Consider the following 26,518-nt stretch of genomic DNA (forward strand, 5'->3'; position numbering starts at 1 on the left):
ATGGACGTAACTGCAAAATATAAACTGATCGGTCTGATGGCCTATCCTATCAGGCACAGTCTGTCGCCCGAAATGCAGAATAAAGCATTAGAAAAAGCAGGATTACCGTTTACCTACATGGCATTTGAAGTTGATAATTCAACGTTTGCCAATGCGATTGCCGGGTTGAAAGCATTAAAAATGCGCGGTACTGGGGTATCTATGCCCAACAAGCAGCTGGCATGTGAGTATGTTGATGAATTAACCCCCGCCGCCAAACTGGTGGGCGCGATCAATACCATCGTCAATGATGACGGCTACCTTCGTGGCTACAACACGGACGGTACCGGACATATTCGCGCAATTAAAGAAAGCGGCTTCGATATTAAAGGTAAAACCATGGTACTGTTGGGCGCAGGTGGCGCATCTACGGCTATCGGTGCGCAAGCGGCAATTGAAGGTATAAAAGAGATTAAACTCTTTAACCGTAAAGATGAGTTTTTCGCAAAAGCGGTTGAGTTCGCCAAACGCGTGAATGAAAACACTGACTGCGTGGTGACCGTTATCGATCTCGCTGACCAGCAGGCGTTTGCAGAAGCGTTGACCAGTGCGGATATTTTGACTAATGGCACTAAAGTCGGCATGAAGCCACTGGAAAATGAATCCATCGTCACCGACGTCTCTTTGCTACGTCCGGATCTGTTGGTAACCGAATGCGTCTATAACCCGCATATGACCAAATTGCTGCAACAGGCACAACTTGCAGGTTGCAAAACGATTGACGGTTACGGCATGTTGTTATGGCAAGGAGCTGAGCAGTTCAAGCTCTGGACAGGAAAAGATTTCCCGCTGGAGTACGTTAAACAGGTTATGGGGTTTGCAGCCTGACGGGCAAGTATCAGTAAATATTTAAAGGGTAATCAATGAAAACCGTAACCGTAAGAAACCTCGTTATTGGCGAGGGTGCACCGAAGATCATTGTCTCGCTGATGGGTAAAGACATCTCAACGGTAAAAAGCGAAGCGCTGGCCTATCATGAAGCAGACTTCGACATTCTGGAGTGGCGCGTTGACCATTTTGCGGATGTTTCATCAATTGACGCCGTACTGGAAGCCGCCCGCGCAATCCGCGATGTGATGACCGACAAACCGCTGTTATTTACCTTCCGCAGCGCGAAAGAAGGTGGCGAACAGACGCTGTCTGTAGAAGAGTACCTTGCGCTTAACCGTGCGGCAGTAGACAGCGGTCTGGTGGATATGATCGATCTGGAACTTTTCACCGGCGATGAGCAGGTTAAAGCAACCGTCGAACACGCGCATGCGAAAAATGTCTTTGTGATTATGTCTAATCATGATTTCCATAAAACACCGGCGGCAGAAGAGATTATTCAGCGTCTGCGCAAAATGCAGGAACTTGGCGCAGATATTCCTAAAATTGCGCTGATGCCGCAAAGTAAAACGGATGTTCTGACGTTACTCAGCGCCACGCTGGAGATGCAGGAACGCTACGCCGATCGCCCGGTGATTACTATGTCAATGGCCAAAACTGGCGTTATTTCACGTCTGGCAGGTGAAGTCTTTGGCTCAGCTGCAACCTTTGGCGCAGTAAAAAAAGCTTCAGCCCCGGGGCAGATCTCCGTTACCGATCTGCGTACCGTACTGACAATATTACATCAGGCTTAATAACAAAATATTTCCACGATACACAAAATCATTCAAGTTGCATCAAGGCAGTAAATAAGCGAATCCCGATGAGCTTACTTAAGGTAAGTGATTCGGGTGGGAGCGTGCAGCCAACGCAGAAGCAGCTTGCAGGATCACGGGTATAAATATAAATAACTCGCTGGCTCAGATATTCGTTTAACAGCGTATATCTGGCAATCAGCTAAGCATTATTAAAGTGAATACTATTTCATCGAATATATCGATAGGTATTCGCACACATATAATCTGGAGTTTATATGAAACTTAAAAGACCTGAACGTATTCAAGGTCGGGTACCGGTATTATCGGCAGCGGACGCAGTGAATTATATTCCTGATGAAGCGACTCTTTGCGTATTAGGTGCAGGTGGCGGTATTCTTGAAGCTACCAAATTAATTACTGCATTGGCTGATAAATATAAAAACAACCAGTCCCCGCGTAATTTATCACTGATCAGTCCGACAGGATTAGGAGATCGGGCAGACCGGGGGATTAGCCCGCTGGCGCAGGAAGGTTTAGTTAAATGGGCGCTTTGCGGGCATTGGGGACAATCACCACGGATCTCCGATTTAGCCGAACAGAACAAAATCGCTGCGTACAACTACCCACAGGGGGTATTAACTCAAACGTTACGCGCCTGCGCGGCCCACCAGCCAGGTATTTTAAGCGATATCGGCCTTGGCACATTTGTTGACCCTCGCCAACAGGGTGGCAAGCTGAATGAAGTGACCACTGAAGATTTAATTAAACTGGTGGAGATCGATAACAAAGAGTACCTCTACTATAAGGCCATCGCGCCAAATATCGCCTTTATTCGCGCGACTACCTGTGACAGCGAAGGCTACGCCACCTTTGAAGATGAAGTGATGTATCTCGATGCGCTGGTCATTGCCCAGGCCGTTCACAACAACGGTGGCATCGTCATGATGCAGGTGCAAAAGATGGTTAAGAAAGCCACCCTGCATCCTAAAGCGGTTCGTATTCCGGGCTATCTGGTGGACATTGTGGTGGTTGATCCCGATCAGACTCAGCTGTACGGCGGTGCGCCAGTTAACCGCTTTATTTCAGGTGATTTTGTCCTTGATGACAGCCACCAGACCGCCCTGCCCCTCAACCAGCGTAAGCTTGTTGCCAGACGCGCTCTCTTCGAAATGCGCAAAGGCGCTGTCGGTAACGTTGGTGTAGGTATTGCCGATGGTATTGGCCTTGTCGCTCGCGAAGAAGGATGTGCCGACGACTTTATTCTGACGGTCGAAACCGGCCCGGTTGGTGGCATTACCTCTCAAGGCATTGCCTTTGGTGCTAACGTTAATACCCGCGCCATTATGGATATGACCTCCCAGTTTGATTTCTACCACGGTGGCGGACTGGATGTGTGCTATTTAAGTTTTGCTGAGGTGGATCGGCATGGCAACGTTGGCGTACATAAATTTAATGGCAAGATTATGGGCACTGGCGGTTTTATCGATATTAGCGCCACCTCGAAGAAAATTATTTTCTGCGGCACATTAACCGCCGGCAGTCTGAAAACAGAAGTGACCGATGGTAAATTAAATATCGTGCAGGAAGGTCGGGTGAAGAAATTCGTTAATGAATTACCCGAAATAACTTTCAGCGGAAAAATTGCCCTCGAACGCGGACTTGATGTGCGTTATATCACCGAACGCGCCGTGTTTACGTTAAAAGAAGACGGCCTCCATTTAGTTGAGATTGCACCAGGAGTCTCTCTGCAAGAAGACATTCTGGACAAAATGGATTTCACACCCGTTATTTCTCCGAACCTGAAACTGATGGACGAAAGATTATTTATTGATTCTTCGATGGGTTTTGTATTGCCCGACGCCGCCAATTAAAAGGAGTACCCAGATGGACTTTTCATTAACTGAAGAACAAGAGCTGCTGCTTGCCAGTATTCGGGATCTGATTACCAGTAATTTCCCGGAAGAGTATTTCCGTACCTGCGATCAGACCGCCACCTACCCCAGAGAATTTATGCGTGCCCTTGCGGATAACGGTATTTCGATGCTGGGTGTACCGGAAGAGTTTGGCGGTATACCGGCTGACTACGTCACACAGATGCTGGCTCTGATGGAAGTGTCAAAATGTGGAGCTCCCGCATTTTTAATTACCAACGGTCAGTGCATTCACAGCATGCGTCGTTTTGGTTCAGCCGAGCAACTACGTAAAACAGCAGAAAGCACAATGGAAACGGGCGATCCAGCGTATGCGTTGGCATTGACCGAACCTGGCGCCGGGTCCGACAACAACAGTGCCACGACCAGCTATACGCGTAAAAATGGCAAGGTGTACCTGAACGGACAAAAAACGTTCATTACCGGAGCCAAAGAGTATCCATACATGCTGGTACTGGCGCGTGATCCGGAGCCTAAAGATCCGAAGAAAGCCTTTACGCTGTGGTGGGTTGACTCCAGTAAACCCGGCATCAAGATTAACCCGTTACACAAAATCGGCTGGCACATGTTAAGTACCTGCGAAGTCTATCTCGACGATGTCGAAGTTGACGAAAGCGACATGGTCGGTGAAGAAGGCATGGGCTTCCTCAACGTGATGTATAACTTTGAAATGGAACGGTTGATCAACGCTGCACGCAGCACCGGTTTTGCGGAGTGTGCCTTCGAAGACGCAGCACGTTACGCCAACCAGCGCATTGCATTCGGCAAGCCCATTGGGCATAACCAGATGATCCAGGAGAAACTGGCACTCATGGCGGTTAAAATCGAGAACATGCGCAATATGGTACTGAAAGTCGCCTGGCAGGCCGACCAGGAACAATCGCTGCGTACCAGCGCAGCACTGGCAAAACTCTACTGTGCTCGCACTGCGATGGAAGTGATCGACGACGCAATTCAGATTATGGGTGGCCTGGGTTATACCGATGAAGCGCGCGTTTCCCGATTCTGGCGAGACGTACGTTGCGAACGTATTGGTGGCGGCACCGATGAGATCATGATTTACGTAGCTGGTCGTCAGATCCTGAAAGATTATCAAAACAAATAAGTGATGGTAGCAACCCGGATAGCGTATAAATGCTATCCGGGCTTATGCCAGGGATCAGACTTCCGGTAGCAGGCATTCCTGCTCAATCAGATTGTTTTTAAACTGCTTACGATAGTCGCTGGGTGAACACCCCACATGCCGTTGAAAGAGTTTGGCAAAATGATCGACATTTTCATATCCCACCCGCCACGAAATCTCACCTAACGAAGCCTCAGTATTTGTCAGGGAGAATTTCGCCTCTGTCATCCGTCGCTGAATAACATAGTTAATCGGTGAAATACGATACTCTTTGGTAAATTCATGGCAGATATAACTGACGCTGGCACGAAATTTTTTGGACAACTGATCCAGCGTTATTTTTTCGCGGAAATTGTTATTTAAATAAACCAGTACATCTTTAATTAAGATATCTTTTTTAATATACCCTTGCTCCGAACGATAAGCATTTTTAAAGTTTTCATAAAATAAAACGGTTAAAGCATAAGCGAAAGCATCATAAGCCGCGGAGGTCAGATTATTTTTGCTCTGCGGGAGCATGATGCTAAGTTCATTAAAGATACTTTTAATGACCTCCTTTCCTTGCCCGGCGCTGATGACCGGACATGAATGCCCTTGCAATAGCTGATTCTCCTGCCAGCCTTCAAAACGGAAGCCGTACAATGCACAGGTATAAGTGGTCGCAGGCGAGCTGCTGTCAGAGGCGACAGCATGGAGCCGCCCTTGTTCTATCACGACAATATCGCCGGCATGCGCGACATACAGTGAAGAATCAATAATTAATCTGGCGACCCCTTTTTTGACATAAATGAGCTCTGTTTCATTGTCATGAACATGGTGGCCAGACTCCCAGTTAGGATCATCACTAATGACGAAGCGTGAAAATCTGGGCGTTTTCCCCTGCTCAAAAAGGGTTTCCATCGCATTATCAAAACATCGTTGATACATGACAACCTCCACCTTAAGACAGTAATTTTAGGAACATTTAATAATGACAAATTAAAGCGATGAGCCATGTTATACAATGATAATCCATACTAGCGAAACAAAATTATTTGTGCCAACTGCAAGATGATACTCCCGGTTGGAGTGAATCATCCCCACTATTTATTTGCATTTTAAATTTATTGAAAAGGATAAATGTTATTTCTTTAGAGGCAATAATTTACATAACGGAAACAAATATCGCTCAATAGTGAATAAAAATATGATGCACTTCGCAAAGATCTCCTACAGTTTGCCTGGTCCAATTATTTCTTCCACAATCCGTTTTCCTTCCATTCTGATCAACGTTGCACTCTGATCTCATTTTTTTTTGCAAGATTGTTAGGAATGAAAACAGATTGCCCCGTCGAAAACACATTACATCTACCGCACACTATTTTCAGTCAAATTTTACCTACTGCCGATGATGACGCACTCCGTCATCATCCGAACGTGACCCACTGGAGATACCATGAAAATAATAACCTGCTTTAAGTTGGTACCTGAAGAACAGGACATTGTTGTTACCCAGGAGCGCTCGCTTAACTTTGACCGAGCCGAAGCCAAAATCAGCCAGTTTGATTTGAACGCGATGGAAGCCGCTGCACAACTAACCGCTGAGGGTGATGAGATCGTCGCCTTAACGGTCGGAGGTTCATTGTTACAGAACTCTAAAATGCGGAAAGACGTGTTGTCCCGCGGTCCGGATAGTCTGTTTCTGGTACAGGATGCGCAACTGGAACATTCACTGCCCAGAGACACTGCTCAGGCCCTAGCCTGCGCCGCGAAAAGTATTGGATTTGACCTGATGATATTTGGTGAAGGATCAGGCGATCTCTACGCGCAGCAGGTGGGCTTGCTGGTGGGAGAATTGCTACAACTTCCCATTATTAACGCAGTAAGCAGCATTCAACGTAACGGCGGCCATGTTCTGGTTGAGCGCGCGCTTGAAGATGAAATTGAAGTCATCGACCTCCCCCTTCCCGCCGTGCTTTGCGTCACGTCAGATATCAATACACCGCGTATTCCTTCGATGAAAGCCATTCTTGGCGCGGGTAAAAAACCCGTTACGCAGTGGCAGGCCAGTGATATTGGCTGGACACCAACGCCACCATTAGCAGAGCTGGTTGAGATCGTGGTTCCGCCGCAAGCCGAGCGCAAGCGCATCATTCTGGAAAACGACTCGCCAGAAGCCATTGCCGAACTGGCTGAACATCTGAAAAAAGCCCTGAACTAAACCCAACGGAGAGAGATTATCATGAGTAAATTAGCCAACGTCTGGGTGTTCAGCGATAACGTAGAACGCTATGCAGAGTTAATGACCGGTGCTCGCCAATGGGGTGAGCAGGTGCACATCATTGTGCAAGGTAGCGAACAGGCAAGCAGGGCTAAGCGGCTGGGTGCCGATGAAATAATCGTCCTCGAACAAATCTCCCCCTTGCAGCGTATTGAAAACTATGCGGAGACCCTCGTCGCCCTGATAAAAGAACACTCTGGCCTGTTGCTGATGCCTGCCACCAAACGCGCCAAGGCCCTCGGTGCGCGTCTGAGTATTCAACTCAATGCAGCGATGGTGAACGATGCCACATCGGTAAGTCTTGATGCCGGGGCGCTTTTCGCTGAGCACCGCATGTATGGCGGTCTCGCATTCGGCAAAGAAAAACTCAACAGTGCTCTGGCGATTATCACAATCGCCGCCGGAGTGCTGGAGCCGGTAGAAGAGAATCGGGAAAACAGCTGTCCGGTTACTTCCGCAACGTATATCACTCCGCACCATGAAGTTATCTGCCAGGAGCGTCGCACCAAACCACTTAGCAGTGTTGATCTCAGTAAAGCCAAACGCGTCGTGGGTGTTGGTCGTGGCCTGGTTGCACAGGACGACTTACAAATGGTGCATAACCTGGCTGCTGTACTGGGCGCTGAGGTGGGATGCTCACGACCGATTGCTGAAGGTGAAAACTGGATGGAGCGCGAACGCTATATTGGCGTTTCAGGCGTATTGCTGAAATCTGATCTTTACCTGACGCTGGGCATCTCAGGGCAAATTCAACATATGGTCGGCGGAAACGGTGCGAAAATTATTGTCGCCATCAACAAAGACAAAAAAGCCCCCATCTTTAATTACGCCGATTACGGTCTGGTGGGCGATATCTACAAAGTTGTTCCAGCCCTTATCGAACAGCTAAGCCGCTAACCCCCTATTTAACGCACAGATCCCGCCGCCCTCGCGGCGGGAAGGGAGCATAAAGCATGTCAGATGAAAAATTTGATGCCATTGTGGTCGGTGCTGGCGTGGCCGGTGCGGTAGCAGGCTATGTGATGGCAAGTGCAGGACTGGACGTGTTGGTTATTGAGCGTGGAAACAGCGCTGGCAGTAAAAATATGACCGGTGGCCGGCTCTACGCACATAGCCTTGAAAGCATCATGCCTGGATTCGCTCAGCAAGCGCCCATCGAACGTAAAGTGACCCGCGAAAAAATCTCATTCCTGACCGAAGAAAGTGCCGTGACCCTGGACTTTCACCGTGAAAAAACCGATGCCCCAGCGCAGGAGTCGTATACCGTTTTGCGCAACCGTCTTGATCCCTGGCTGATGGAAAAAGCCGAACAAGCAGGCGCGCAGTTCATTCCTGGCGTTCGCGTCGATGCGCTGATCCGCGAGGGCAATAAAGTTACCGGTGTACAGGCTGGTGACGATATCCTCGAAGCCAATATTGTCATCCTTGCCGACGGTGTTAATTCCATGCTGGGCCGCTCACTGGGCTTAGTCCCCGCCTCCTCAGCACATCATTATGCCGTCGGTGTAAAAGAACTGATCGGCTTGTCTCCCTCTGTTATTGCAGATCGTTTCAATCTTTCGGGCAATGAAGGTGCGGCCTGGCTGTTTGCCGGCTCGCCATCTAACGGACTCATGGGCGGTGGTTTTCTGTATACCAACCATGACTCTGTTTCTCTGGGGCTGGTGTGCGGCCTGGGGGACATAGACCACGCCACAAAAAGTATTCCGCAAATGCTGGAAGATTTTAAGCAGCATCCCACTATTCGCCCGCTGATTGAAGGAGGTGAATTGCGAGAATACTCGGCACATATGGTGCCTGAAGGTGGTCTGGCAATGGTGCCCAGACTGTTCGATGATGGCGTGATGATCGTCGGCGATGCCGCCGGTTTCTGTCTGAATTTGGGGTATACGGTACGCGGCATGGATTTAGCCATTGCTTCTGCGGAGGCGGCAGCTAAAACAGCGATTGCCGCGAAAGAACGGCAAGATTACTCCGCCAACAGCCTGATGGACTACAAGCACGCTCTCGAACAGAGTTGCGTAATGCGCGATTTACAGCATTTTCGCAAGATCCCGGCGCTGATGGAAAACCCGCGTCTGTTTACCCAATACCCACGCATGGTGGCAGATATCATGAGCGATATGTTCACCGTTGACGGACGTCCGAATCAACCGGTTCGCAAGATATTTATGTCCCATGCAAAACAGATTGGGTTAATGAACTTACTCAAAGACGGCATTAAGGGAGCAACAGCGCTATGAGTCAGGACAATACCGTTAACGTTGACGTCAAACTGGGCGTCAACAAATTCAATGTCGATGAAGGCCATCCGCATATTATTCTGACCGATCATCCTGACGTTAATGAATTTCGCAAATTACTGAAAGCCTGCCCCGCCGGACTGTATAAGCAGGACGAAAGCGGAAATATTCATTTTGATTCTGCAGGGTGTCTGGAGTGTGGGACTTGTCGGGTACTTTGCGGTGAAACAATCCTCGAACAATGGGGATACCCGGCAGGGACATTTGGTGTGGAGTTCCGCTACGGCTAACGGATTTTGCATTTTACAGGCCGGATCGGATGCTACTGCCGTCCGGCAAGAAGTATGCCGAAAATAATCCAGGGACAAACAATGAAAGTCACGCTAACGTTTAATGCCGAGCGTCGAAAAACATACCGACAGCAGGGATTTTGGGGGGATGCCTCACTCGGCGACTACTGGCACCAAACTGCTCAGGCCGTGCCGGACAAAATCGCTGTAGTCGATAATCAGGGCGATTCATATACCTATGCCGCACTCGACAGTGCAGCCAACAGCCTGGCATCCTGGTTTTTATCCTGCGGGATCCAACCTGGCGATCGTATTGCTTTTCAACTGCCGGGCTGGTGCGAATTTACTCTTATTTATCTGGCCTGTCTGAAAACGGGGGCCGTTTCCGTTCCCCTGTTACCCGCCTGGCGCGAGGCAGAACTGGTGTGGGTACTGAACAAATGTAAAGCGAAGATCTTTTTCGCGCCGACCCTGTTTAAACAGACCCGGCCTGTCGATCTGATCCTGCCCCTACAAAATCAGTTACCGCATCTGCAACAGATTGTCGCCGTGGATAAACTGGCCCCTGCAACGGCATCATTAGCGCTCAGTCAGCTACTTACGACCCCACCGTTAACCAAAGCGATTAGCGTTCATGCCGACGAACTGGCCGCAGTGCTTTTTACCTCCGGTACTGAAGGGATGCCGAAAGGCGTGATGCTGACCCATAACAACATCCTTGCCAGCGAGCGCGCTTACTGCGCCCGCCTCAACCTCAACTGGCAGGATGTGTTTTTAATGCCTGCTCCGCTTGGGCACGCCACCGGTTTTCTGCATGGCGTAACAGCGCCGTTTTTAATTGGTGCGCGCAGCGTGCTGCTGGATATTTTTACCCCAACAGCCTGCCTCGAACTATTGCAGCAACAGCGTTGTACCTGCGTACTCGGCGCAACGCCCTTCGTCTATGACATCCTGTGCTGTGTCGAAAAGCAACCTTACGATCTCTCATCACTGCGCTTCTTCTTATGCGGTGGCACAACTATTCCGAGAAAAATTGCCCGCGACTGTCAACAGCTCGGCATCAAACTGTTAAGCGTCTATGGCTCGACGGAAAGTTCACCGCATGCAGTAGTAAACCTTGATGACTCACTTTCCCGCATGATGAATACCGACGGCTACGCCGCCGCTGGCGTCGAAATAAAAGTGGTCGATGAAACGCGAAAAACGCTGCCACCAGGCACAGAAGGTGAAGAAGCTTCGCGCGGGCCCAACGTCTTTATGGGCTACCTTGATGAGCCAGAAATGACTGCCAGAGCGCTGGATAGCGACGGTTGGTACTACAGTGGTGATTTGTGCCGAATGGACGACGCGGGATACATAAAAATTACCGGACGTAAGAAAGATATTATCGTGCGAGGTGGCGAGAATATCAGTAGTCGTGAGGTTGAAGACATTCTATTGCAGCATCCGCGCATACATGATGCCTGTGTTGTTGCCATGCCAGACGATCGATTAGGGGAGAGGTCGTGCGCCTACGTAGTGCTCAAGTCCCCGCATCACTCGCTTTCGCTGGAATCTGTGGTGGCTTTTTTTAGTCGTAAACGGGTGGCAAAGTACAAATATCCGGAACATCTTGTGGTGATCGAAAAATTACCCAGAACGGCGTCCGGTAAAATTCAGAAGTTCTTGTTACGTCAGGATATTATTCAGCGCCTGCTGGCTGAATGTGTTGAGGTATAAGTGTGGCAGAGATGACAGGATGGCGACGCGAACGCCGCCATCCTGGTTGATATTACTTTTTCAGTTCAGCCAGACTCAGCCATGTCTGTACAACGGTATCCGGGTTCAACGACAGGCTGTCGATCCCCTCTTCCATCAGCCAGGCAGCGAAGTCTTCGTGGTCAGATGGACCCTGACCGCAAATACCAACGTATTTACCCTGTTTCTTGGCAGCGCGAATCGCCATCGACAGCAGTGCTTTCACCGCGTCGTTACGCTCATCAAACAGCTCAGAAACAACGCCAGAGTCACGGTCCAGACCCAACGCCAGCTGCGTCATGTCGTTAGAGCCAATAGAGAAGCCGTCGAAGTGCTCAAGGAACTGCTCAGCCAGCAAGGCGTTGGATGGGATCTCACACATCATGATGATCTTCAGCCCGTTCTCGCCACGTTTCAGCCCCTGACGCGCCAGCTCATCCACCACCGCTTTTGCCTGGGCCACAGTTCGTACGAACGGTACCATCACTTCAACGTTCGTCAGTCCCATTTCGTTGCGCACGCGTTTCACCGCGTCACATTCGAGGGCAAAACAGTCGCGGAAGCTATCTGAAACATAACGACCCGCGCCACGGAAGCCCAACATCGGGTTCTCTTCATGCGGTTCATAACGCTCGCCGCCGACCAGGTTGGCGTATTCGTTGGACTTAAAGTCCGACATACGGACAATGACACGTTTTGGATAAAACGCCGCACCCAAGGTCGCGATCCCTTCGGTCAGACGACCAACATAGAATTCGCGAGGGGAGTCGAACCCTTTCATCATTGAACGGATTTCTTTTTGCAGCTCAGGCGTCTGATCATCAAACTCCAGCAGTGCGCGAGGATGCACGCCAATCATGCGGTTGATGATAAATTCCAGACGCGCCAGTCCAACGCCTTCGTTCGGCAGACAGGCGAAATCGAAAGCCCGGTCCGGGTTGCCGACGTTCATCATCACCTTCAACGGCAGATCCGGCATGGTCTCCACGCTGGAACTTTTCACGCTGAAGTCGAGCATGTCAGCATACACATAGCCGGTATCGCCTTCGGCGCAGGAGACAGTCACCTTCTCGCCATCTTTCATGCGCTCGGTAGCATCACCACAACCTACGACAGCCGGGATCCCTAGCTCGCGAGCGATGATCGCCGCGTGACAGGTACGACCGCCGCGGTTGGTGACAATCGCTGCCGCTTTTTTCATGATCGGCTCCCAGTCTGGGTCGGTCATGTCGGTGACCAGTACGTCGCCTGGGTCAATGCGGTTCATTTCGCTGATGTCGTGAATCACCTTCACCGGACCCGCGCCAATGCGATGACCGATAGCACGGCCTTCAGCAATGATTTTACCCTGAGCATGCAGCGTATAACGCTCCATCACCTGGCCGCGAGAACGTACGGTTTCCGGACGAGCCTGCACAATGAACAGCTTGCCGGTGTGACCATCTTTAGCCCATTCGATGTCCATAGGACGACCGTAGTGCTTCTCGATCTGTACCGCCTGCTTCGCCAGTTCCTGCACTTCCTCGTTCGTCAGCGAGAAAATATCACGTTGATCTTGCGGAACATCTTCAATCGTAACCTGTTTACCGTGTTCCTGCGTCGGCGCGTAAATCATGCGGATTTTTTTCGAACCCATCGTGCGACGCACAATTGCCGGGCGGTTAGCGGCCAGCGTCGGTTTGTGCACGTAGAATTCATCAGGGTTGACAGCGCCCTGCACGACCATTTCTCCCAGGCCCCAGGCTGAGGTGATAAATACCACCTGGTCGAAACCGGATTCGGTGTCGATAGAGAACATCACGCCGGAAGACGCAAGGTCAGAGCGCACCATACGCTGGACACCCGCAGAGAGCGCCACCCCACGGTGGTCATAACCCTGGTGAACACGGTAGGAGATCGCCCGGTCGTTAAACAGCGAAGCAAATACGTGTTTTATTGCCACCAGCACCGCATCAAAACCCTGGACGTTGAGGAAAGTTTCCTGCTGACCGGCAAATGAAGCATCTGGCATATCTTCTGCGGTTGCAGAAGAACGCACGGCAAAAGAGGCATTAGCATCATCCGCGGAAAGCTGCGCGTAGGCATCGCGGACGGCATTTTCCAGCTCAGGCTGGAAAGGAGTGTCGATAATCCACTGGCGGATCTGCGCACCGGCTTTCGCAAGCGCGGTAACATCGTCAATATCCGTTTTATCCAGCAGCTCATAAATGCGCTGGTTTACACCGCTCTGGTCCAGAAACTGGTTAAACGCATCGGCGGTCGTTGCAAAACCATTCGGTACGGAAACACCCATACCGGAAAGGTTAGTAATCATTTCACCCAGGGAGGCATTTTTGCCCCCAACTCTGTCTACATCATTCATGCCGAGTTGGTTATACCAAAGCACCAGCGGTGACGAGCCATTGTTGGACATCGAACAATCCTTATATATGAACGAGGTTAGGAAACTCAATTTTGCGTAATTATCTTTGCATATTTACTTCAGCGAAAAAAACGGTGAATCGTTCAAGCAACTTTATTTTTTATTTTTTAAGATTGTTTACGCATTTGCGCAAACCCGCGAGCGGCACGGGATCACCACAAAAACTGTCGGTATAAACATTTGTTCCGAAAAATGAAATGTACTTTTCATTAAATATAAAAATACCGTTTCATTTTATAAAATAAGTATCGTTATATTCGCTTCTGGCGAATTTTAATTTATGCTTTCAGAGAATTATGTCAGCCCCCAGGATGAGCAAAATGGATAATGCTGTTGATCGTCATGTATTTTATATTTCTGATGGTACGGCCATCACCGCAGAGGTATTAGGCCACGCGGTAATGTCGCAGTTTCCAGTTACGATCAGCAGTATCACGCTGCCGTTTGTGGAAAATGAGAGTCGGGCCCGCGCGGTAAAAGACCAGATAGACGCCATTTATCAACAAACTGGCGTGCGCCCTCTGGTGTTTTACTCCATCGTGTTGCCGGAAATCCGCTCTATTATTTTGCAAAGTGAAGGGTTCTGCCAGGATATCGTGCAGGCACTGGTCGCTCCCCTGCAACATGAGATGAAGCTCGACCCCACGCCGATTGCCCATCGCACGCACGGTCTTAATCCGGGTAATCTCATCAAGTACGACGCACGCATCGCGGCGATTGATTATACGCTCGCTCATGACGACGGTATTTCGTTGCGCAACCTCGATCAGGCTCAGGTGATCCTGCTCGGCGTTTCCCGCTGCGGTAAAACCCCTACCAGCCTGTATCTGGCGATGCAGTTTGGGATCCGGGCGGCCAACTACCCCTTTATTGCCGATGATATGGATAATCTCGTGCTACCGGCATCACTGAAACCGTTACAGCATAAATTATTTGGCCTGACGATCGACCCTGAACGCCTGACGGCGATCCGTGAAGAGCGCCGGGAAAATAGCCGTTACGCATCACTGCGCCAGTGCCGGATGGAGGTGGCAGAAGTAGAAGCGCTGTACCGGAAGAATCAGATCCCGTGGTTAAACAGTACTAATTATTCGGTAGAAGAAATTGCCACTAAGATCCTCGATATTATGGGGCTGAATCGCCGAATGTACTAGAACGCTAGTGCATTGGTTCAATTTTTTGTTATTATGCTCGCCAGTAGGCAGGATGAGTGTGTTATTGTGATGTACATCACTTCCCGGTAGTCCTGCCGTTGAAGCAACAAATTTCTGAGACAAGTAATGAACAGAACCGATGAACTCCGTACTGCGCGTATTGACAACCTGGTCACTCCAGCAGAGCTTGCGCAGCGGCATCCTGTTTCGTCCTCCGTCGCCCGTCATGTGACGGATTCCCGACGCCGGATAGAAAAAATATTGAATGGTGAAGATCCCCGTTTACTGGTGATCGTTGGGCCCTGCTCGATTCACGATCTTGACGCAGCTATGGAGTACGCCACTCGTTTACAGACGTTGCGTACCAGGCACCAGGCGCGTCTGGAAATCGTGATGCGTACCTATTTTGAAAAGCCGCGCACCGTTGTTGGCTGGAAAGGCTTAATTTCTGACCCGGATTTAAACGGCAGCTACCGCGTCAACCACGGTATTGAGCTGGCGCGTAAATTACTGCTGCAGGTTAACGAGCTTGGGGTGCCAACGGCAACGGAATTCCTCGATATGGTTACCGGCCAGTTTATTGCCGATTTAATCAGTTGGGGGGCCATTGGCGCGCGTACAACTGAAAGCCAGATCCACCGAGAGATGGCCTCTGCGCTCTCCTGTCCGGTAGGGTTTAAAAACGGGACGGATGGTAATACACGTATTGCCGTCGATGCTATTCGCGCTTCCCGAGCCAGTCATATGTTCCTCTCTCCGGATAAAACCGGGCAGATGACCATCTATCAGACCAGCGGTAACCCGTATGGACATATCATCATGCGCGGAGGTAAAAAGCCGAATTACTCTGCAGCTGATATCGCCGCCGCCTGCGATACCCTGCATGAGTTCTCCTTACCGGAGCATCTGGTAGTCGATTTTAGTCACGGCAATTGCCAGAAGCAGCACCGTCGTCAGTTAGAGGTTTGCGATGATGTTTGTCAGCAAATTCGCAATGGCTCGACGGCTATCGCCGGGATTATGGCGGAAAGTTTCCTGCGTGAAGGCACGCAAAAAATCGTCAGTGGCCAACCGCTGGTCTATGGGCAGTCGATCACCGACCCATGTCTGAACTGGGAAGATACTGAACTGCTGGTCGAAAAACTCGCCTCTGCCGTTGATAGTCGTTTCTGACCTTTTCACCGGGTGGAATAGCTTCGCCCGGTGACAATCCCTTGTTTTTCCCTTCATTTTTGCTCAAAAAATATTCTCGTCACAATTTTTTCACAAAAAGGCTTGCCGCAAAATTTTAGTTTGTTGATAATGATTATCATTGTTACATTGATTGTTATTTTTAAACACTATGTCACGTATGGATAACACCACGGCAACACCCGTAAAAGACAATACACCACCTTCTCCCGTTCAAACTGAGCGTCGAATTGACAGCAAAAGTCTGCTCGGAAACGAGGGTCGGGTGATTATCGAGCATGACGGACAGCATTACCTGCTGAGACAAACGCATGCCGGAAAACTGATTCTGACTAAATAAACAACACATTTCGCCAGCCACCCAGGTGATCCCCAGGCAGCCAGCGCTTTTCGATTTCCTAATGGAGAGTTGCTATGCCATACCTGCACACCGCGGCTTTGCGCCCATCACTTTTAGCGCTGGCGATCATGAGTCATCTGTCCGCAACCGCTTATGCCGCGACTGATGATATTACCGTTACCGCCACCGGCAATGCCCGTAGCGCCTTTGAAGCGCCGATGATGGTCAGCGTCATCGACGCCAGCGCACCGGAAAACCAAACCGCCAGCTCGGCTGCCGATCTGTTACGTAAAGTACCTGGTCTGACTCTGGACGGTACGGGGCGTACTAATGGACAGGACGTTAATCTGCGCGGTTACGACCGACGCGGCGTTCTGGTCCTGGTTGATGGTGTACGTCAGGGTACCGATACCGGGCACCTGAATAGCACCTTCCTCGACCCTGCTCTCATCAAACGAATTGAAGTGGTTCGCGGCCCGTCTGCTCTGCTGTATGGCAGCGGTGCGCTGGGTGGCGTGATCGCGTACGAAACCGCAGATGCTAAAGATCTCCTGGAAGTCGGCAAAAACAGCGGCTACCGCGTATTTGGTACCGCAGCAACGGGCGATCACAGCCTCGGAATGGGAGCCAGCGCATATGGTCGCAGCGATACGCTGGACGGACTGCTCGCCTGGTCCAGCCGTGACCGTGGTGATTTGCGTCAGAGCAACGGTACCACCGCGCCGAACGACGAAACGATTAACAATATGTTGGCAAAAGGCAGTTGGAAACTTGACAGCGCCCAGACACTGGCAGGTTCGCTACGTTATTACAACAATGATGCGCAGGAACCTAAAAATCCACAGGCCAGTGATGCGGATAGCAGCAGCAATCCTATGACCGATCGTTCGACTATCCAGCGTGATGCCCAACTGACGTATACCCTCGCACCAGCGGATAATGACTGGCTGAATGCTGATGCTCGCATTTACTGGTCTGAAGCACGCATTAACGCGCAGAACCCCGATGCAACCAACGAGTTTCGCAAACAAACGACCAAAGGCGGGAAAATTGATAACCGCAGTCGCCTGTTTACCGATTCCCCGGGCTCTCATCTGTTGACCTATGGCGGTGAGTATTATCGCCAGGAGCAACGTCCAGGTGGCTCGACCACAGGTTTCCCGCAGGCAAAAATTGATTTCAGCTCCGGCTGGCTACAGGACGAGATCACCTTGCGAGACCTGCCGATAACGATACTGGGTGGCACTCGTTATGACTCTTACCGCGGCAGCAGTGAGGGTTATGCGGATGTTGATGCGGATAAATGGTCCTCTCGCGCGGGAATGACCGTTACGCCTGCTGACTGGTTGATGCTGTTTGGCTCCTGGGCGCAAGCCTTCCGCGCACCGACTATGGGTGAGATGTATAACGATGCGAAACACTTCTCCATCGGTCGGTTTTACACCAACTACTGGGTGCCAAACCCTAACCTGCGCCCGGAAACCAACGAAACCCAGGAGTATGGTTTTGGCCTGCGCTTTGATGATCTGATGCTGGCGAACGACGCCCTCGAATTTAAAGCCAGCTATTTTGATACCAAAGCAAAAGATTACATCTCCACCAGCGTCGATTTTGCCGCTGCGACAACGATGTCCTACAACGTACCCAACGCCAAAATTTGGGGCTGGGACGTCATGACGAAATACACCACCGACCTGTTCAGTCTGGATCTGGCCTATAACCGTACGCGCGGCAAAGATACTGACACCGGTGAATACATTTCCAGCATTAACCCGGACACGGTCACCAGCAAACTAAACATTCCTGTAGCACACAGCGGCTTCTCAGTCGGCTGGCTCGGTACCTTTGCCGATCGCTCCACTCATATCAGCAGTAGCTACACTAAACAACCAGGCTATGCGGTAAACGACTTCTATGTGAGCTATCAGGGCCAACAGGCACTGAAAGGCGTGACCACTACGCTGGTTCTGGGTAACGCCTTCGACAAAGAATACTGGTCTCCGCAGGGCATTCCGCAGGATGGTCGTAACGGCAAAATTTTCGTGAGTTATCAGTGGTAATCACCCTGCCCCGGCTCGCCGGGGCAGCAATCTGGAAGGAAGAGGCAATGAATCATTACACACGCTGGCTGGAACTGAAAAAAGAAAATCCTGGAAAATATGCGCGTGACATCGCGGGTCTGATGAACATCAGTGAAGCTGAGCTGACCTTTGCACGCGTCGGTCATGACGCATGGCGTTTACGTGGCGAAGTACGCGAGATCCTGGGCGCACTGGAAGCCGTAGGGGAAACTAAATGTATCTGCCGTAACGAATACGCCGTTCATGAGCAAGTTGGCGCATTCACCAATCAGCACCTTAATGGACATGCCGGACTGGTGCTGAATCCCCGCGCCCTCGACCTGCGGTTGTTTCTGAACCAGTGGGCAAGTGCGTTTCATATCAGCGAAGCGACCGCCCGCGGAGAGCGCCAGAGCATTCAATTTTTTGATAATCAGGGTGATGCGCTGTTAAAAGTCTACACCACGGAGAATACCGACGTCGCGGAATGGGGCTCGCTGCTGACCCGCTTCATCTTCGCCGAAAACCCGCCGCTGGAGTTGCAATCCATTGAGAATGCTGCCCCTGCCGTGGTTGCGGTAGACGCTGAGACCGTTGATAAAGAGTGGCGCGCTATGACCGATGTGCATCAGTTCTTCGGCTTGTTGAAACGTCACAACCTTACGCGTCAACAGGCATTTAGCCTGGTGGGCGACGATCTGGCCTGTAAAGTCACCAATGGGGCACTGGCACAACTGCTGGAAACAGCACGTCAGGATGGTAACGAAATTATGGTATTTGTTGGCAACCGCGGCTGCGTGCAGATTTTTACCGGTGTTGTAGAAAAACTGGTGCCAATGAAAGGCTGGCTGAATATTTTCAATCCAACCTTTACCCTGCATCTGCTGGAAGAAACCATTGCAGAAACCTGGGTAACGCGCAAACCCACTGCGGATGGCCACGTGACCAGTCTGGAACTGTTTGCCGCAGATGGGACGCAAATCGCTCAGCTCTATGGTCAGCGTACAGAAGGTGAACCAGAGCAGAAGCAATGGCGTGCGCAAATTGACGCATTAACGCCAAAAGGGCTGGCCGCATGAAAAAACTGCTCGTCCTGATTGCACTCCTGCCTGCTGCGGCGCTGGCTACACCCGAGGAAAAAATAGTTTCTCTTGGCGGTGATGTCACTGAGATTGTGTATGCGCTGGGTGCACAGTCATCCCTCGTTGCACGAGACAGCACCAGCCAATGGCCTGAAGAAGCGACCGCATTACCTGATGTGGGTTATTTACGCCAACTCAACGCCGAAGGGATCCTTGCAACTCGCCCAACGCTGGTCCTTGCCAGCGCGCAGGCACAGCCGTCTCTGGTGCTTAAACAGGTCGGGCAAAGCAAAGTCCGTGTTGTCACGGTGCCTGCAAGTAACGAACTGAGCGTGATTGATGAGAAAGTTCAGGTAATTGCGCAGGCTACACATCGCGAGTCACAAGGCGAAGCGCTGCGTCAAACCTTGCGTCAGGAACTGGCGATGCTGCCATCATCGACACTCAATAAACGCGTACTGTTCATTCTCAATCACGGTGGGATGACCGCGATGGCCGCCGGGCAACAAACCGGAGCTGACGCTGCCATCCGTGCCGCTGGTTTGCAAAACGCGATGCAGGGGTTCAACCGCTACCAGCCACTGTCGCAAGAAGGTGTAATCGCCAGCCAGCCAGATCTGGTGGTGATCTCGCAAGATGGCGTCAAGGCAATGGGCGGAGAAGCTAACCTGTGGTCGCTACCGGGACTTGCGCAAACACCGGCTGGTCGCAATAAACAGGTGTTACAGATTGACGATATGGCATTGTTGGGCTTCAGCGTCCGCACTCCGCAGGCAATCCAGCAACTTCGTACCAAAGCGGAGCAATTGCCCTGATGTCACGGCATATCACCTGCTCTCTGTGGATACTGGCTTTTACGCTGGCATTGACGACAGTTCTGGCTACCGGTTTTGGCGCGTTGCGTCTGCCGGTGAGTCTTTTCTGGCGCGATGGCGATGATGCCCTGCGTCAAATCTGGCTAACCATTCGACTTCCCCGCGTACTGCTGGCGCTAGTGATTGGCGGTTCGCTGGCTCTGGCGGGTTGTGTGATGCAGGGGCTATTTCGTAACCCACTTGCCGACCCAGGATTGCTGGGGATCAGCAGCGGTGCTGCCTGCGCCGTCGCATTGTGGGTGGTATTGCCGATCACGTTGCCCGCTCTGCTGATGCTGTATGCGCCAATGTTGGCGGCGTTTCTCGGTGCGCTCGCTGCAACGGTGGTGATTTTTATCCTCAGCCAACAACGTGACAGTTCGCTGTCGCGTCTGTTGCTGGTCGGTATTGCCATCAATGCACTTTGTGGATCCGCAGTGGGCGTTTTGTCGTGGGTCAGCAATGATGCCCAACTGCGCCAGCTATCGCTATGGGGAATGGGCAGCCTGGGCTCCGCGCAGTGGTCTACTCTGCTGGCGGTAGCATCGCTAATGCTGCCGACTGTACTGGTCATCTGGCGTTTGGCCCCGGCGCTGAACCTGCTGCAGTTGGGGGAAGAGGAAGCTCACTATCTCGGCGTCGATGTGCGCATGGTTCAGCGTATTTTGCTGCTCTGCAGCGCACTGTTAGTTGCCGCCGCAGTGGCGGTTAGCGGTGTGATTGGATTTATCGGACTGGTTATTCCGCATTTACTACGTATGTGGCTCGGTCCGGATCATCGCGCCGTGATCCCCGGCTCAGTCCTGGCTGGCGCTTTTTTGCTGCTGATTGCCGATACCCTCGCCCGCACTGCCGTTGCGCCTGCTGAGATGCCGGTCGGTCTGTTAACCAGTATTCTCGGTGCGCCCTGGTTTCTGTGGCTTATTTTTCGTCAGAGAGGGCCGCATGGCTGAATATTTAATTGCCGAAGGGCTGAGCTACCACGTTGCTGGCCGAACGGTTATTCGCGACGTTTCGCTCAACCTCGCCAGGGGCGAACTGGTCGCGCTGATCGGGCCTAACGGCGCAGGAAAATCGACTTTGCTACGACTGCTGACCGGATTTCTTAAACCCGATGCCGGGCGTTGTTTACTGGACGGGAGAACGCTTGGTGACTGGAGTACACAAGCACTGTCGCGCCATCGCGCGGTCATGCGTCAGCAAACACAGGTAGGATTCGACTGGCAGGTAGAAGCCGTTATTGCCATGGGGCGTGCCCCCTGGACCCAACAGCCCGAACCTGCACTTATCGCCCAGGTGATGGAAATGACCGGTTGTTTAACGCTGGCCGGTAGACACTACACCGCGCTATCTGGTGGTGAGCAGCAGCGCGTCCAGCTTGCGCGTGCACTGGCGCAGCTATGGCGTAACGGCGCGCCACGTGGCTGGTTATTCCTTGATGAACCCACTTCAGCATTGGATCTCTACCACCAACAGCATCTGCTGAGGCTGCTGAAGACACTGGCAATTCAGGGCGATCTGCATGTTTGTATCGTACTTCACGACCTCAACCTTGCAGCTCTGTGGGCTGACCGAATCGTGTTGCTCCATAACGGTAATATTGTTTCGCAGGGGGCACCGGACGCCGTATTGCAGGCCGATGATTTGATGCGCTGGTACGGCGCCCAAATTCATGTTGGCCAGCACCCGGCCAACGATTCTCCCCACGTTTTTCTCACACCTTAGCTTGAACAACTCACTTCCAGCCGTTTACCCCAGTCAGGTGGACGGCTGACATAATCATCATTACGATCGTCAAAGGGAGTACGTAGAGCAAGGTGCAATTGGTGCAACTCTGTGTAATCCCCCTTCTCTGCCAGGCTGATTGCCCTCTGCGCCAGCCAGTTACGTAAAACCAGTGCCGGGTTAGCCGCTTTCATCTGCGCCTGTCTGATATCGTCATCAACATTATCCTGTTGCAAACGCGACCGATAGCGTGCGAACCAGTCATCAAATGCGGTGCGATCGATAAACTCATCTCTCAGTGGAGATGATGCTCTGTGCTGCTCCGTCTGGCTTAGCATACGAAACGTTCGCGTATAGTCGCTTCCTTCACGCGCCATCAAACTAAACAGTTCGCTAAGCAGCTCGTTATCGTTTTTTTGCTCGCTAAAGAAGCCCAGTTTTTGCCGCATCCGTTGCCCGTAACGTGTGAGCAGCGCCAATTGATAGCTATCCAGCGCATCGTTTAGCGCATCGACCGGGATAAAAGGCGACAGGGTTTGTGCCAGACGCTGTAAATTCCACAGAGCTGCCGCCGGTTGATTGTCGAAACTGTATCGCCCCTGATGATCGGAGTGGTTACAGATGTAGTCAGGCACATAGTCATCCAGAAAACCAAACGGACCGTAATCCATCGTCAGCCCCAGAATCGACATGTTGTCGGTGTTCATCACCCCATGCGCGAATCCCACTGTTTGCCAGTCAGCGATCAACGTCGCGGTACGCGTGACGACGTCCTGAAACCACAGTTGATAACAGTCTGATTCAGACTGCCATTGCGACCAGTAATGGCGAATAGCAAAGTCTGCCAACTGGCGGACTTTTTCCGGTTCGCGACGATAGTAAAAGTGTTCAAAATGCCCAAAGCGCATATGGCTTTGTGCCACACGAATGAGCATCGCGCCCGCTTCCGTGGTTTCTCGCTGTACCGGCGTGTCACTGGTAACAATAGACAGCGCTCGTGTAGTCGGTATCCCAAGATAGTGCATCGCTTCGCTGGCCAGACTTTCCCGAATCGTAGAACGTAGCACTGCGCGTCCATCACCCATGCGGGAATATGGCGTCAACCCGGCGCCCTTGAGGTGCCAGTCAAGTATTGAACCATCTGCGAGCTGCTGTTCGCCGAGAAGGATCCCGCGTCCGTCGCCAAGTTGGCCGGCCCAAACACCAAACTGATGCCCGCTGTAAACCTGTGCTAAAGGCGACATGCCGGCAAAAAGCGCCTCTCCCCCCCAAACGCCAGAGCCATCTGGAATATCAAACAGGTCTGCAGAAATGCCTAATTGTTCAGCCAGCACATCGTTATGCCAGATTACGCGCGCATTTCTCAAAGGGGTGGGTAAAAGTGCGGTATAGGTTGCTGGTAATTCATCACGCCAGCGGGTGGTAAAAGACAGGGTCATAGGGCCTCCTGTCACTAGTGTAGACTGTTAATGGTCTGTTAAACACCAGCAAAGAACAGGGTTATCCCTTCACCAGCGAGATTATCTTCGCGGGAGATACTGCAGGCCACAGTGCGCCCTGCATGGCGTTAAACCCCAGAGGCAATACTCGCGTCAACATCTCCTGCGAATCAACCCCGCTAATAATGATTGATTCACAACTTGGGGATATTTGCGCCAGGATAGCTCGCATAAACGGCTCAAACGAAATATGCGCAATCCTTTGTTGCACAAAGTTTTTATCCAGCACAACTCGTTTAAAAAGACCATCAAAAATGGCCCGTGTTGATATGCCTCCGGCGCCAAAATTTGTCAGTATTAATGGAAAGCGCGTAGCTAATGCTGCCAGTGTTTGATTTTCTTTTCCGTTGTTTAACTCTGGATAACTTTCATTAATCGCCAGTTCAAGAAATGAAAATCGTTCAACACGTGATGCATATTCCGTATCTGATAATAAAGAATTAGCAACTGCCGGTGTTAAATTAATCCAGGCAGAAATTCCGCGCTGAATAAAAAAGTGTTGGCACGTTTCGATTAATTCAAGTTTTTCGGCAAATAAACGGCATTGTTCATCATCCGACAAACGAGGTAAGACCAGCTCAGTTGGCATGTGTACGACCCCATCCTGGCTGACAAAATTTGTGATGATATCGACGAACTCAAGGTCGCCATTTTCGCTTCTCGCAGGAAGAAAAGAGAACTCAGAATGATAAATATTATCCAGTGAAACAATCATTGTGCCAGCCCCGCAGCATGGGTGTTATCCGGCATCCTGTAGCAAAGGATGGAAAAATACGTCATTTCAGATGCAAATAGAGGCCCTTTCATTTTTCCCTTTTAGCCAGTAAATCGAATCCTTTTTTTTAGCTTATCCTGATTATAAACGAATATCCAGTTTTGTACTTTTTAATAACTCGCCATAAATCATATTTTTAGTAAAATACACTCTTGTTGCGCAAGGTTATTGCTGACTGGAAGTCATAAATGAAAGTTAGCTTTTAAATGATGATGGTGAGGCTACTCACTCGCCGGTAGCCTCATCATCCTTGAGATTAAATACGTCGTGCCTGCCAAAAGTTTTTACGCCAGTAGACATTATCAAGTGACGAACGCATCACCCCACGACTGGTTGACGCATGAATAAATTGATTATTGGTGTCATAAATACCGACATGCAGACCACTTTCTCCCGAGCCGGTTTTAAAGAAAACCAGATCGCCAGGCAGCAATTCATCTTTATCGATTTCCGTACCAATCTTCGATTGTGTGCGTGTATCGCGTGGCAGTTGTAAATCGAATTTGTCGCGCATCGTCATCAGTACAAATCCAGAGCAATCCACACCGCTGCGGCTCATGCCGCCATAACGATAGGGTGTTCCATGCCAGGTTTGTAGCTGGTCGTTAAGACCAGCGATGACGGCGATAGAATCCGACAATCGGGCATTTGGCGCAGGAGCGCGATGGCTGCTACACCCTGCTAAAAACAGTGCTGTGATGAAAATGAGCCAAAAACGCATTCAGGACGAATCCTCTGATTTTTATTTTTGTGCCAATTTAGCGTGGAAATTATGTGGTTTTCAAGAACCCATTTAACTTAAGTGGTTGATATGAGCATTCTGTGGCCTTCAATATCCAAACGACGGAAGTTTACGCCATAAGCCCGAGACAGGTTGGAAGGCGTCAGCACCACATCGCGAGAGCCGCTGGCCAGCAGCTTCCCTCGCTTGAGTAACCAGGCCTTATGCGCATGACGTAATGTATGATTAAGGTCATGGCTACTCATTACAATCGCTATCCCCTGCAGACAAAGCTGGCCCAATAGCCTGTCCAGCGCGTTTTGTTGCGCGACATCCAGGCTGTTCATCGGTTCATCTAACAGCAAAAGCTGACCATGCGGATTAGCCTGTGGGCAAATTTGCAGGATAACCGCTGCAAGACGCACGCGCTGCCATTCACCACCTGAAAGCTGGTTAACACCGCGTCCTAACTTATCTCCCAGTCCAAGCGCATCTGCTATCTCTTGTAACTGGTCAGTACGCGATTTGTCGGGCTGATGCAGCGTCAGAAAATGCCAGACCGGCATCGCAAACGGCGGGTTTTGTTGCTGCGCAAGATAAGCGCGGTATCGCGCCAGTTTTGCTGCGGGCCAGTCATCAAGCGCCATATCACCAAAGGTGATGGTTCCCTCTCCACTGGTTAAACCCGCCATACGCGCCAATAACGTGCTCTTACCGGCACCGTTTGGCCCCACTAAGTGCAGGATCTCCCCCGCTCTTACTTCACCGGATAGTGGGCCGAGCCGGGTCGATTCCGCCACATCCTGTAGCTGCATCAATAGAGACATTATTTTGCCAGCGCCGTCTTAATACTTTGCACAAGGACCGGATCATCAGGCTTCATATCCGGTGAAAAACGGTGCAGCACCTGTCCATCTCGCCCGACTAAAAACTTCTCAAAATTCCACAGGACATCGCCCGGGTGGAGCAGAGCGCGGCCTTTACTCACCATACGCGCCAAAAAACTGCTGTCAGCAGGTGCAGTAGCTGTCGGTATAGCGTCAATCAGCTTCTGATACAGCGGATGGCGCGCTTTGCCATTGACGTCGATCTTACTGAACATTGGGAAAGTAACGCCCCACGTGGTCGTGCACCAGGTCTTAATTTCTTCTTCGCTGCCAGGCTCCTGCCCAAGAAACTGATTGCAGGGAAAACCCAGTACGGTGAATCCCTGTTCATGCCAGGCTTTCTGGAGATTCTCCAGTTGCTCATACTGCGGCGTTAATCCACATTTCGAAGCAACATTGACAATTAATAACACTTTTCCGGCATACGCCTGCAATGTGATAACTTCCCCATCGATGGTCGTCACTTCTGTATTGAAAATAGTATTTTGCATAGCCTCTCCAGAACAACAGGTGGATAGTAAGCGTTCAATTTTCAGTTTTTAATCATAGACCGAACTGGG

The 26,518-nt window shown here is 50.9% G+C and carries 24 protein-coding genes; 17 read left to right on the forward strand and 7 right to left on the reverse strand.

Annotated features, from left to right (window positions below; genetic code table 11):
* The 4 genes from ydiB (at nt 1) to SK36_RS11460 (ending at nt 4,700) form a co-directional block, all read left to right on the forward strand.
* On the forward strand, nt 1-867 hold the full coding sequence (ydiB, locus tag SK36_RS11445; protein ID WP_048221581.1) for a quinate/shikimate dehydrogenase: 867 nt from the start codon (nt 1-3) through the stop codon (nt 865-867).
* A 35-nt stretch (nt 868-902) separates the two neighbouring features.
* Nucleotides 903-1,661, forward strand: a complete 759-nt coding sequence (gene aroD / locus SK36_RS11450) for a type I 3-dehydroquinate dehydratase (RefSeq protein WP_048221582.1) — start codon at nt 903-905, stop codon at nt 1,659-1,661.
* 278 nt (nt 1,662-1,939) lie between these two features.
* On the forward strand, nt 1,940-3,535 hold the full coding sequence (locus SK36_RS11455; protein WP_045442181.1) for an acyl CoA:acetate/3-ketoacid CoA transferase: 1,596 nt from the start codon (nt 1,940-1,942) through the stop codon (nt 3,533-3,535).
* Between the two features lie 13 nt (nt 3,536-3,548).
* Nucleotides 3,549-4,700 carry an acyl-CoA dehydrogenase gene (locus tag SK36_RS11460; protein WP_045442178.1) on the forward strand — a complete coding sequence of 384 codons (1,152 nt, stop codon included), beginning with the start codon at nt 3,549-3,551 and terminating at the stop codon, nt 4,698-4,700.
* A 54-nt stretch (nt 4,701-4,754) separates the two neighbouring features.
* Here SK36_RS11460 and SK36_RS11465 read toward each other — a convergent pair whose 3' ends face one another.
* Nucleotides 4,755-5,645, reverse strand: a complete 891-nt coding sequence (locus SK36_RS11465; protein WP_045442176.1) for an AraC family transcriptional regulator — start codon at nt 5,643-5,645, stop codon at nt 4,755-4,757.
* 508 nt (nt 5,646-6,153) lie between these two features.
* Here SK36_RS11465 and SK36_RS11470 point away from each other — a divergent pair.
* From SK36_RS11470 to fadK, 5 genes are all read left to right on the forward strand, one after another.
* Nucleotides 6,154-6,918, forward strand: a complete 765-nt coding sequence (locus SK36_RS11470) for an electron transfer flavoprotein (protein ID WP_048221583.1) — start codon at nt 6,154-6,156, stop codon at nt 6,916-6,918.
* 21 nt (nt 6,919-6,939) lie between these two features.
* Entirely contained in the window at nt 6,940-7,875 is a 936-nt protein-coding gene (locus SK36_RS11475) for an electron transfer flavoprotein subunit alpha (RefSeq protein WP_048221584.1), read from the forward strand.
* 56 nt (nt 7,876-7,931) lie between these two features.
* On the forward strand, nt 7,932-9,221 hold the full coding sequence (locus SK36_RS11480) for an FAD-dependent oxidoreductase (protein WP_045442169.1): 1,290 nt from the start codon (nt 7,932-7,934) through the stop codon (nt 9,219-9,221).
* The gene (locus SK36_RS11485; protein WP_048221585.1) at nt 9,218-9,511 is read left to right on the forward strand and encodes a ferredoxin family protein; all 294 of its coding nucleotides are present in this window, start codon (nt 9,218-9,220) and stop codon (nt 9,509-9,511) included. Before SK36_RS11480 ends, SK36_RS11485 begins: the two co-directional genes overlap by 4 nt.
* 81 nt (nt 9,512-9,592) lie before the next feature.
* The gene (gene fadK / locus SK36_RS11490) at nt 9,593-11,230 is read left to right on the forward strand and encodes a medium-chain fatty-acid--CoA ligase (protein WP_048221586.1); all 1,638 of its coding nucleotides are present in this window, start codon (nt 9,593-9,595) and stop codon (nt 11,228-11,230) included.
* A 52-nt stretch (nt 11,231-11,282) separates the two neighbouring features.
* Here the strand turns inward: fadK and ppsA are convergent, their stop codons facing one another.
* Entirely contained in the window at nt 11,283-13,661 is a 2,379-nt protein-coding gene (gene ppsA / locus SK36_RS11495) for a phosphoenolpyruvate synthase (RefSeq protein ID WP_045442162.1), read from the reverse strand.
* A 329-nt stretch (nt 13,662-13,990) separates the two neighbouring features.
* On the opposite strand from ppsA, the gene ppsR reads away from it, so the two are divergent.
* The 8 genes from ppsR (at nt 13,991) to SK36_RS11530 (ending at nt 22,076) form a co-directional block, all read left to right on the forward strand.
* Complete coding sequence (gene ppsR, locus SK36_RS11500) at nt 13,991-14,824, forward strand: posphoenolpyruvate synthetase regulatory kinase/phosphorylase PpsR (protein ID WP_045442159.1); 834 nt, start codon at nt 13,991-13,993, stop codon at nt 14,822-14,824.
* Nucleotides 14,825-14,950: 126 nt separating this feature from the next.
* Nucleotides 14,951-15,997 carry a 3-deoxy-7-phosphoheptulonate synthase AroH gene (aroH, locus tag SK36_RS11505; protein WP_045442157.1) on the forward strand — a complete coding sequence of 349 codons (1,047 nt, stop codon included), beginning with the start codon at nt 14,951-14,953 and terminating at the stop codon, nt 15,995-15,997.
* A gap of 169 nt (nt 15,998-16,166) precedes the next feature.
* Entirely contained in the window at nt 16,167-16,355 is a 189-nt protein-coding gene (gene hemP, locus SK36_RS23670) for a hemin uptake protein HemP (protein WP_071828921.1), read from the forward strand.
* A 74-nt stretch (nt 16,356-16,429) separates the two neighbouring features.
* Entirely contained in the window at nt 16,430-18,415 is a 1,986-nt protein-coding gene (locus SK36_RS11510) for a TonB-dependent hemoglobin/transferrin/lactoferrin family receptor (RefSeq protein ID WP_045442155.1), read from the forward strand.
* Nucleotides 18,416-18,462: 47 nt separating this feature from the next.
* Nucleotides 18,463-19,494 carry a hematinate-forming heme oxygenase ChuS gene (gene chuS, locus SK36_RS11515; RefSeq protein WP_048221587.1) on the forward strand — a complete coding sequence of 344 codons (1,032 nt, stop codon included), beginning with the start codon at nt 18,463-18,465 and terminating at the stop codon, nt 19,492-19,494.
* Nucleotides 19,491-20,312, forward strand: a complete 822-nt coding sequence (locus tag SK36_RS11520; protein ID WP_045442151.1) for a heme/hemin ABC transporter substrate-binding protein — start codon at nt 19,491-19,493, stop codon at nt 20,310-20,312. The genes chuS and SK36_RS11520 overlap by 4 nt, the downstream gene beginning before the upstream one ends.
* Nucleotides 20,312-21,304 (forward strand): FecCD family ABC transporter permease, encoded by a 993-nt coding sequence (locus SK36_RS11525; protein WP_045442149.1) that lies wholly within the window; start codon nt 20,312-20,314, stop codon nt 21,302-21,304. The genes SK36_RS11520 and SK36_RS11525 overlap by 1 nt, the downstream gene beginning before the upstream one ends.
* Entirely contained in the window at nt 21,297-22,076 is a 780-nt protein-coding gene (locus SK36_RS11530) for a heme ABC transporter ATP-binding protein (RefSeq protein ID WP_048221588.1), read from the forward strand. The genes SK36_RS11525 and SK36_RS11530 overlap by 8 nt, the downstream gene beginning before the upstream one ends.
* Here the strand turns inward: SK36_RS11530 and selO are convergent.
* From selO to SK36_RS11555, 5 genes are all read right to left on the reverse strand, one after another.
* Nucleotides 22,073-23,515 carry a protein adenylyltransferase SelO gene (selO, locus tag SK36_RS11535; protein ID WP_048221589.1) on the reverse strand — a complete coding sequence of 481 codons (1,443 nt, stop codon included), beginning with the start codon at nt 23,513-23,515 and terminating at the stop codon, nt 22,073-22,075. The genes SK36_RS11530 and selO overlap by 4 nt on opposite strands.
* A 61-nt stretch (nt 23,516-23,576) precedes the next feature.
* A complete protein-coding gene (locus SK36_RS11540) occupies nt 23,577-24,290 on the reverse strand; it encodes an EAL domain-containing protein (protein WP_048221590.1) in 714 nt (237 codons plus the stop codon).
* Nucleotides 24,291-24,606: 316 nt separating this feature from the next.
* A complete protein-coding gene (locus SK36_RS11545; RefSeq protein ID WP_045442137.1) occupies nt 24,607-25,071 on the reverse strand; it encodes a C40 family peptidase in 465 nt (154 codons plus the stop codon).
* A 77-nt stretch (nt 25,072-25,148) separates the two neighbouring features.
* Entirely contained in the window at nt 25,149-25,898 is a 750-nt protein-coding gene (btuD, locus tag SK36_RS11550; protein ID WP_045442133.1) for a vitamin B12 ABC transporter ATP-binding protein BtuD, read from the reverse strand.
* Nucleotides 25,898-26,449, reverse strand: coding sequence for a glutathione peroxidase (locus SK36_RS11555; RefSeq protein ID WP_048221591.1), 552 nt, complete (start codon nt 26,447-26,449; stop codon nt 25,898-25,900). The genes btuD and SK36_RS11555 overlap by 1 nt, the downstream gene beginning before the upstream one ends.
* Nucleotides 26,450-26,518: the final 69 nt, after the last annotated feature.

The organism is Citrobacter sp. MGH106, assembly GCF_001037495.1.
Taxonomy (GTDB): Bacteria; Pseudomonadota; Gammaproteobacteria; order Enterobacterales; family Enterobacteriaceae; genus Citrobacter; species Citrobacter murliniae.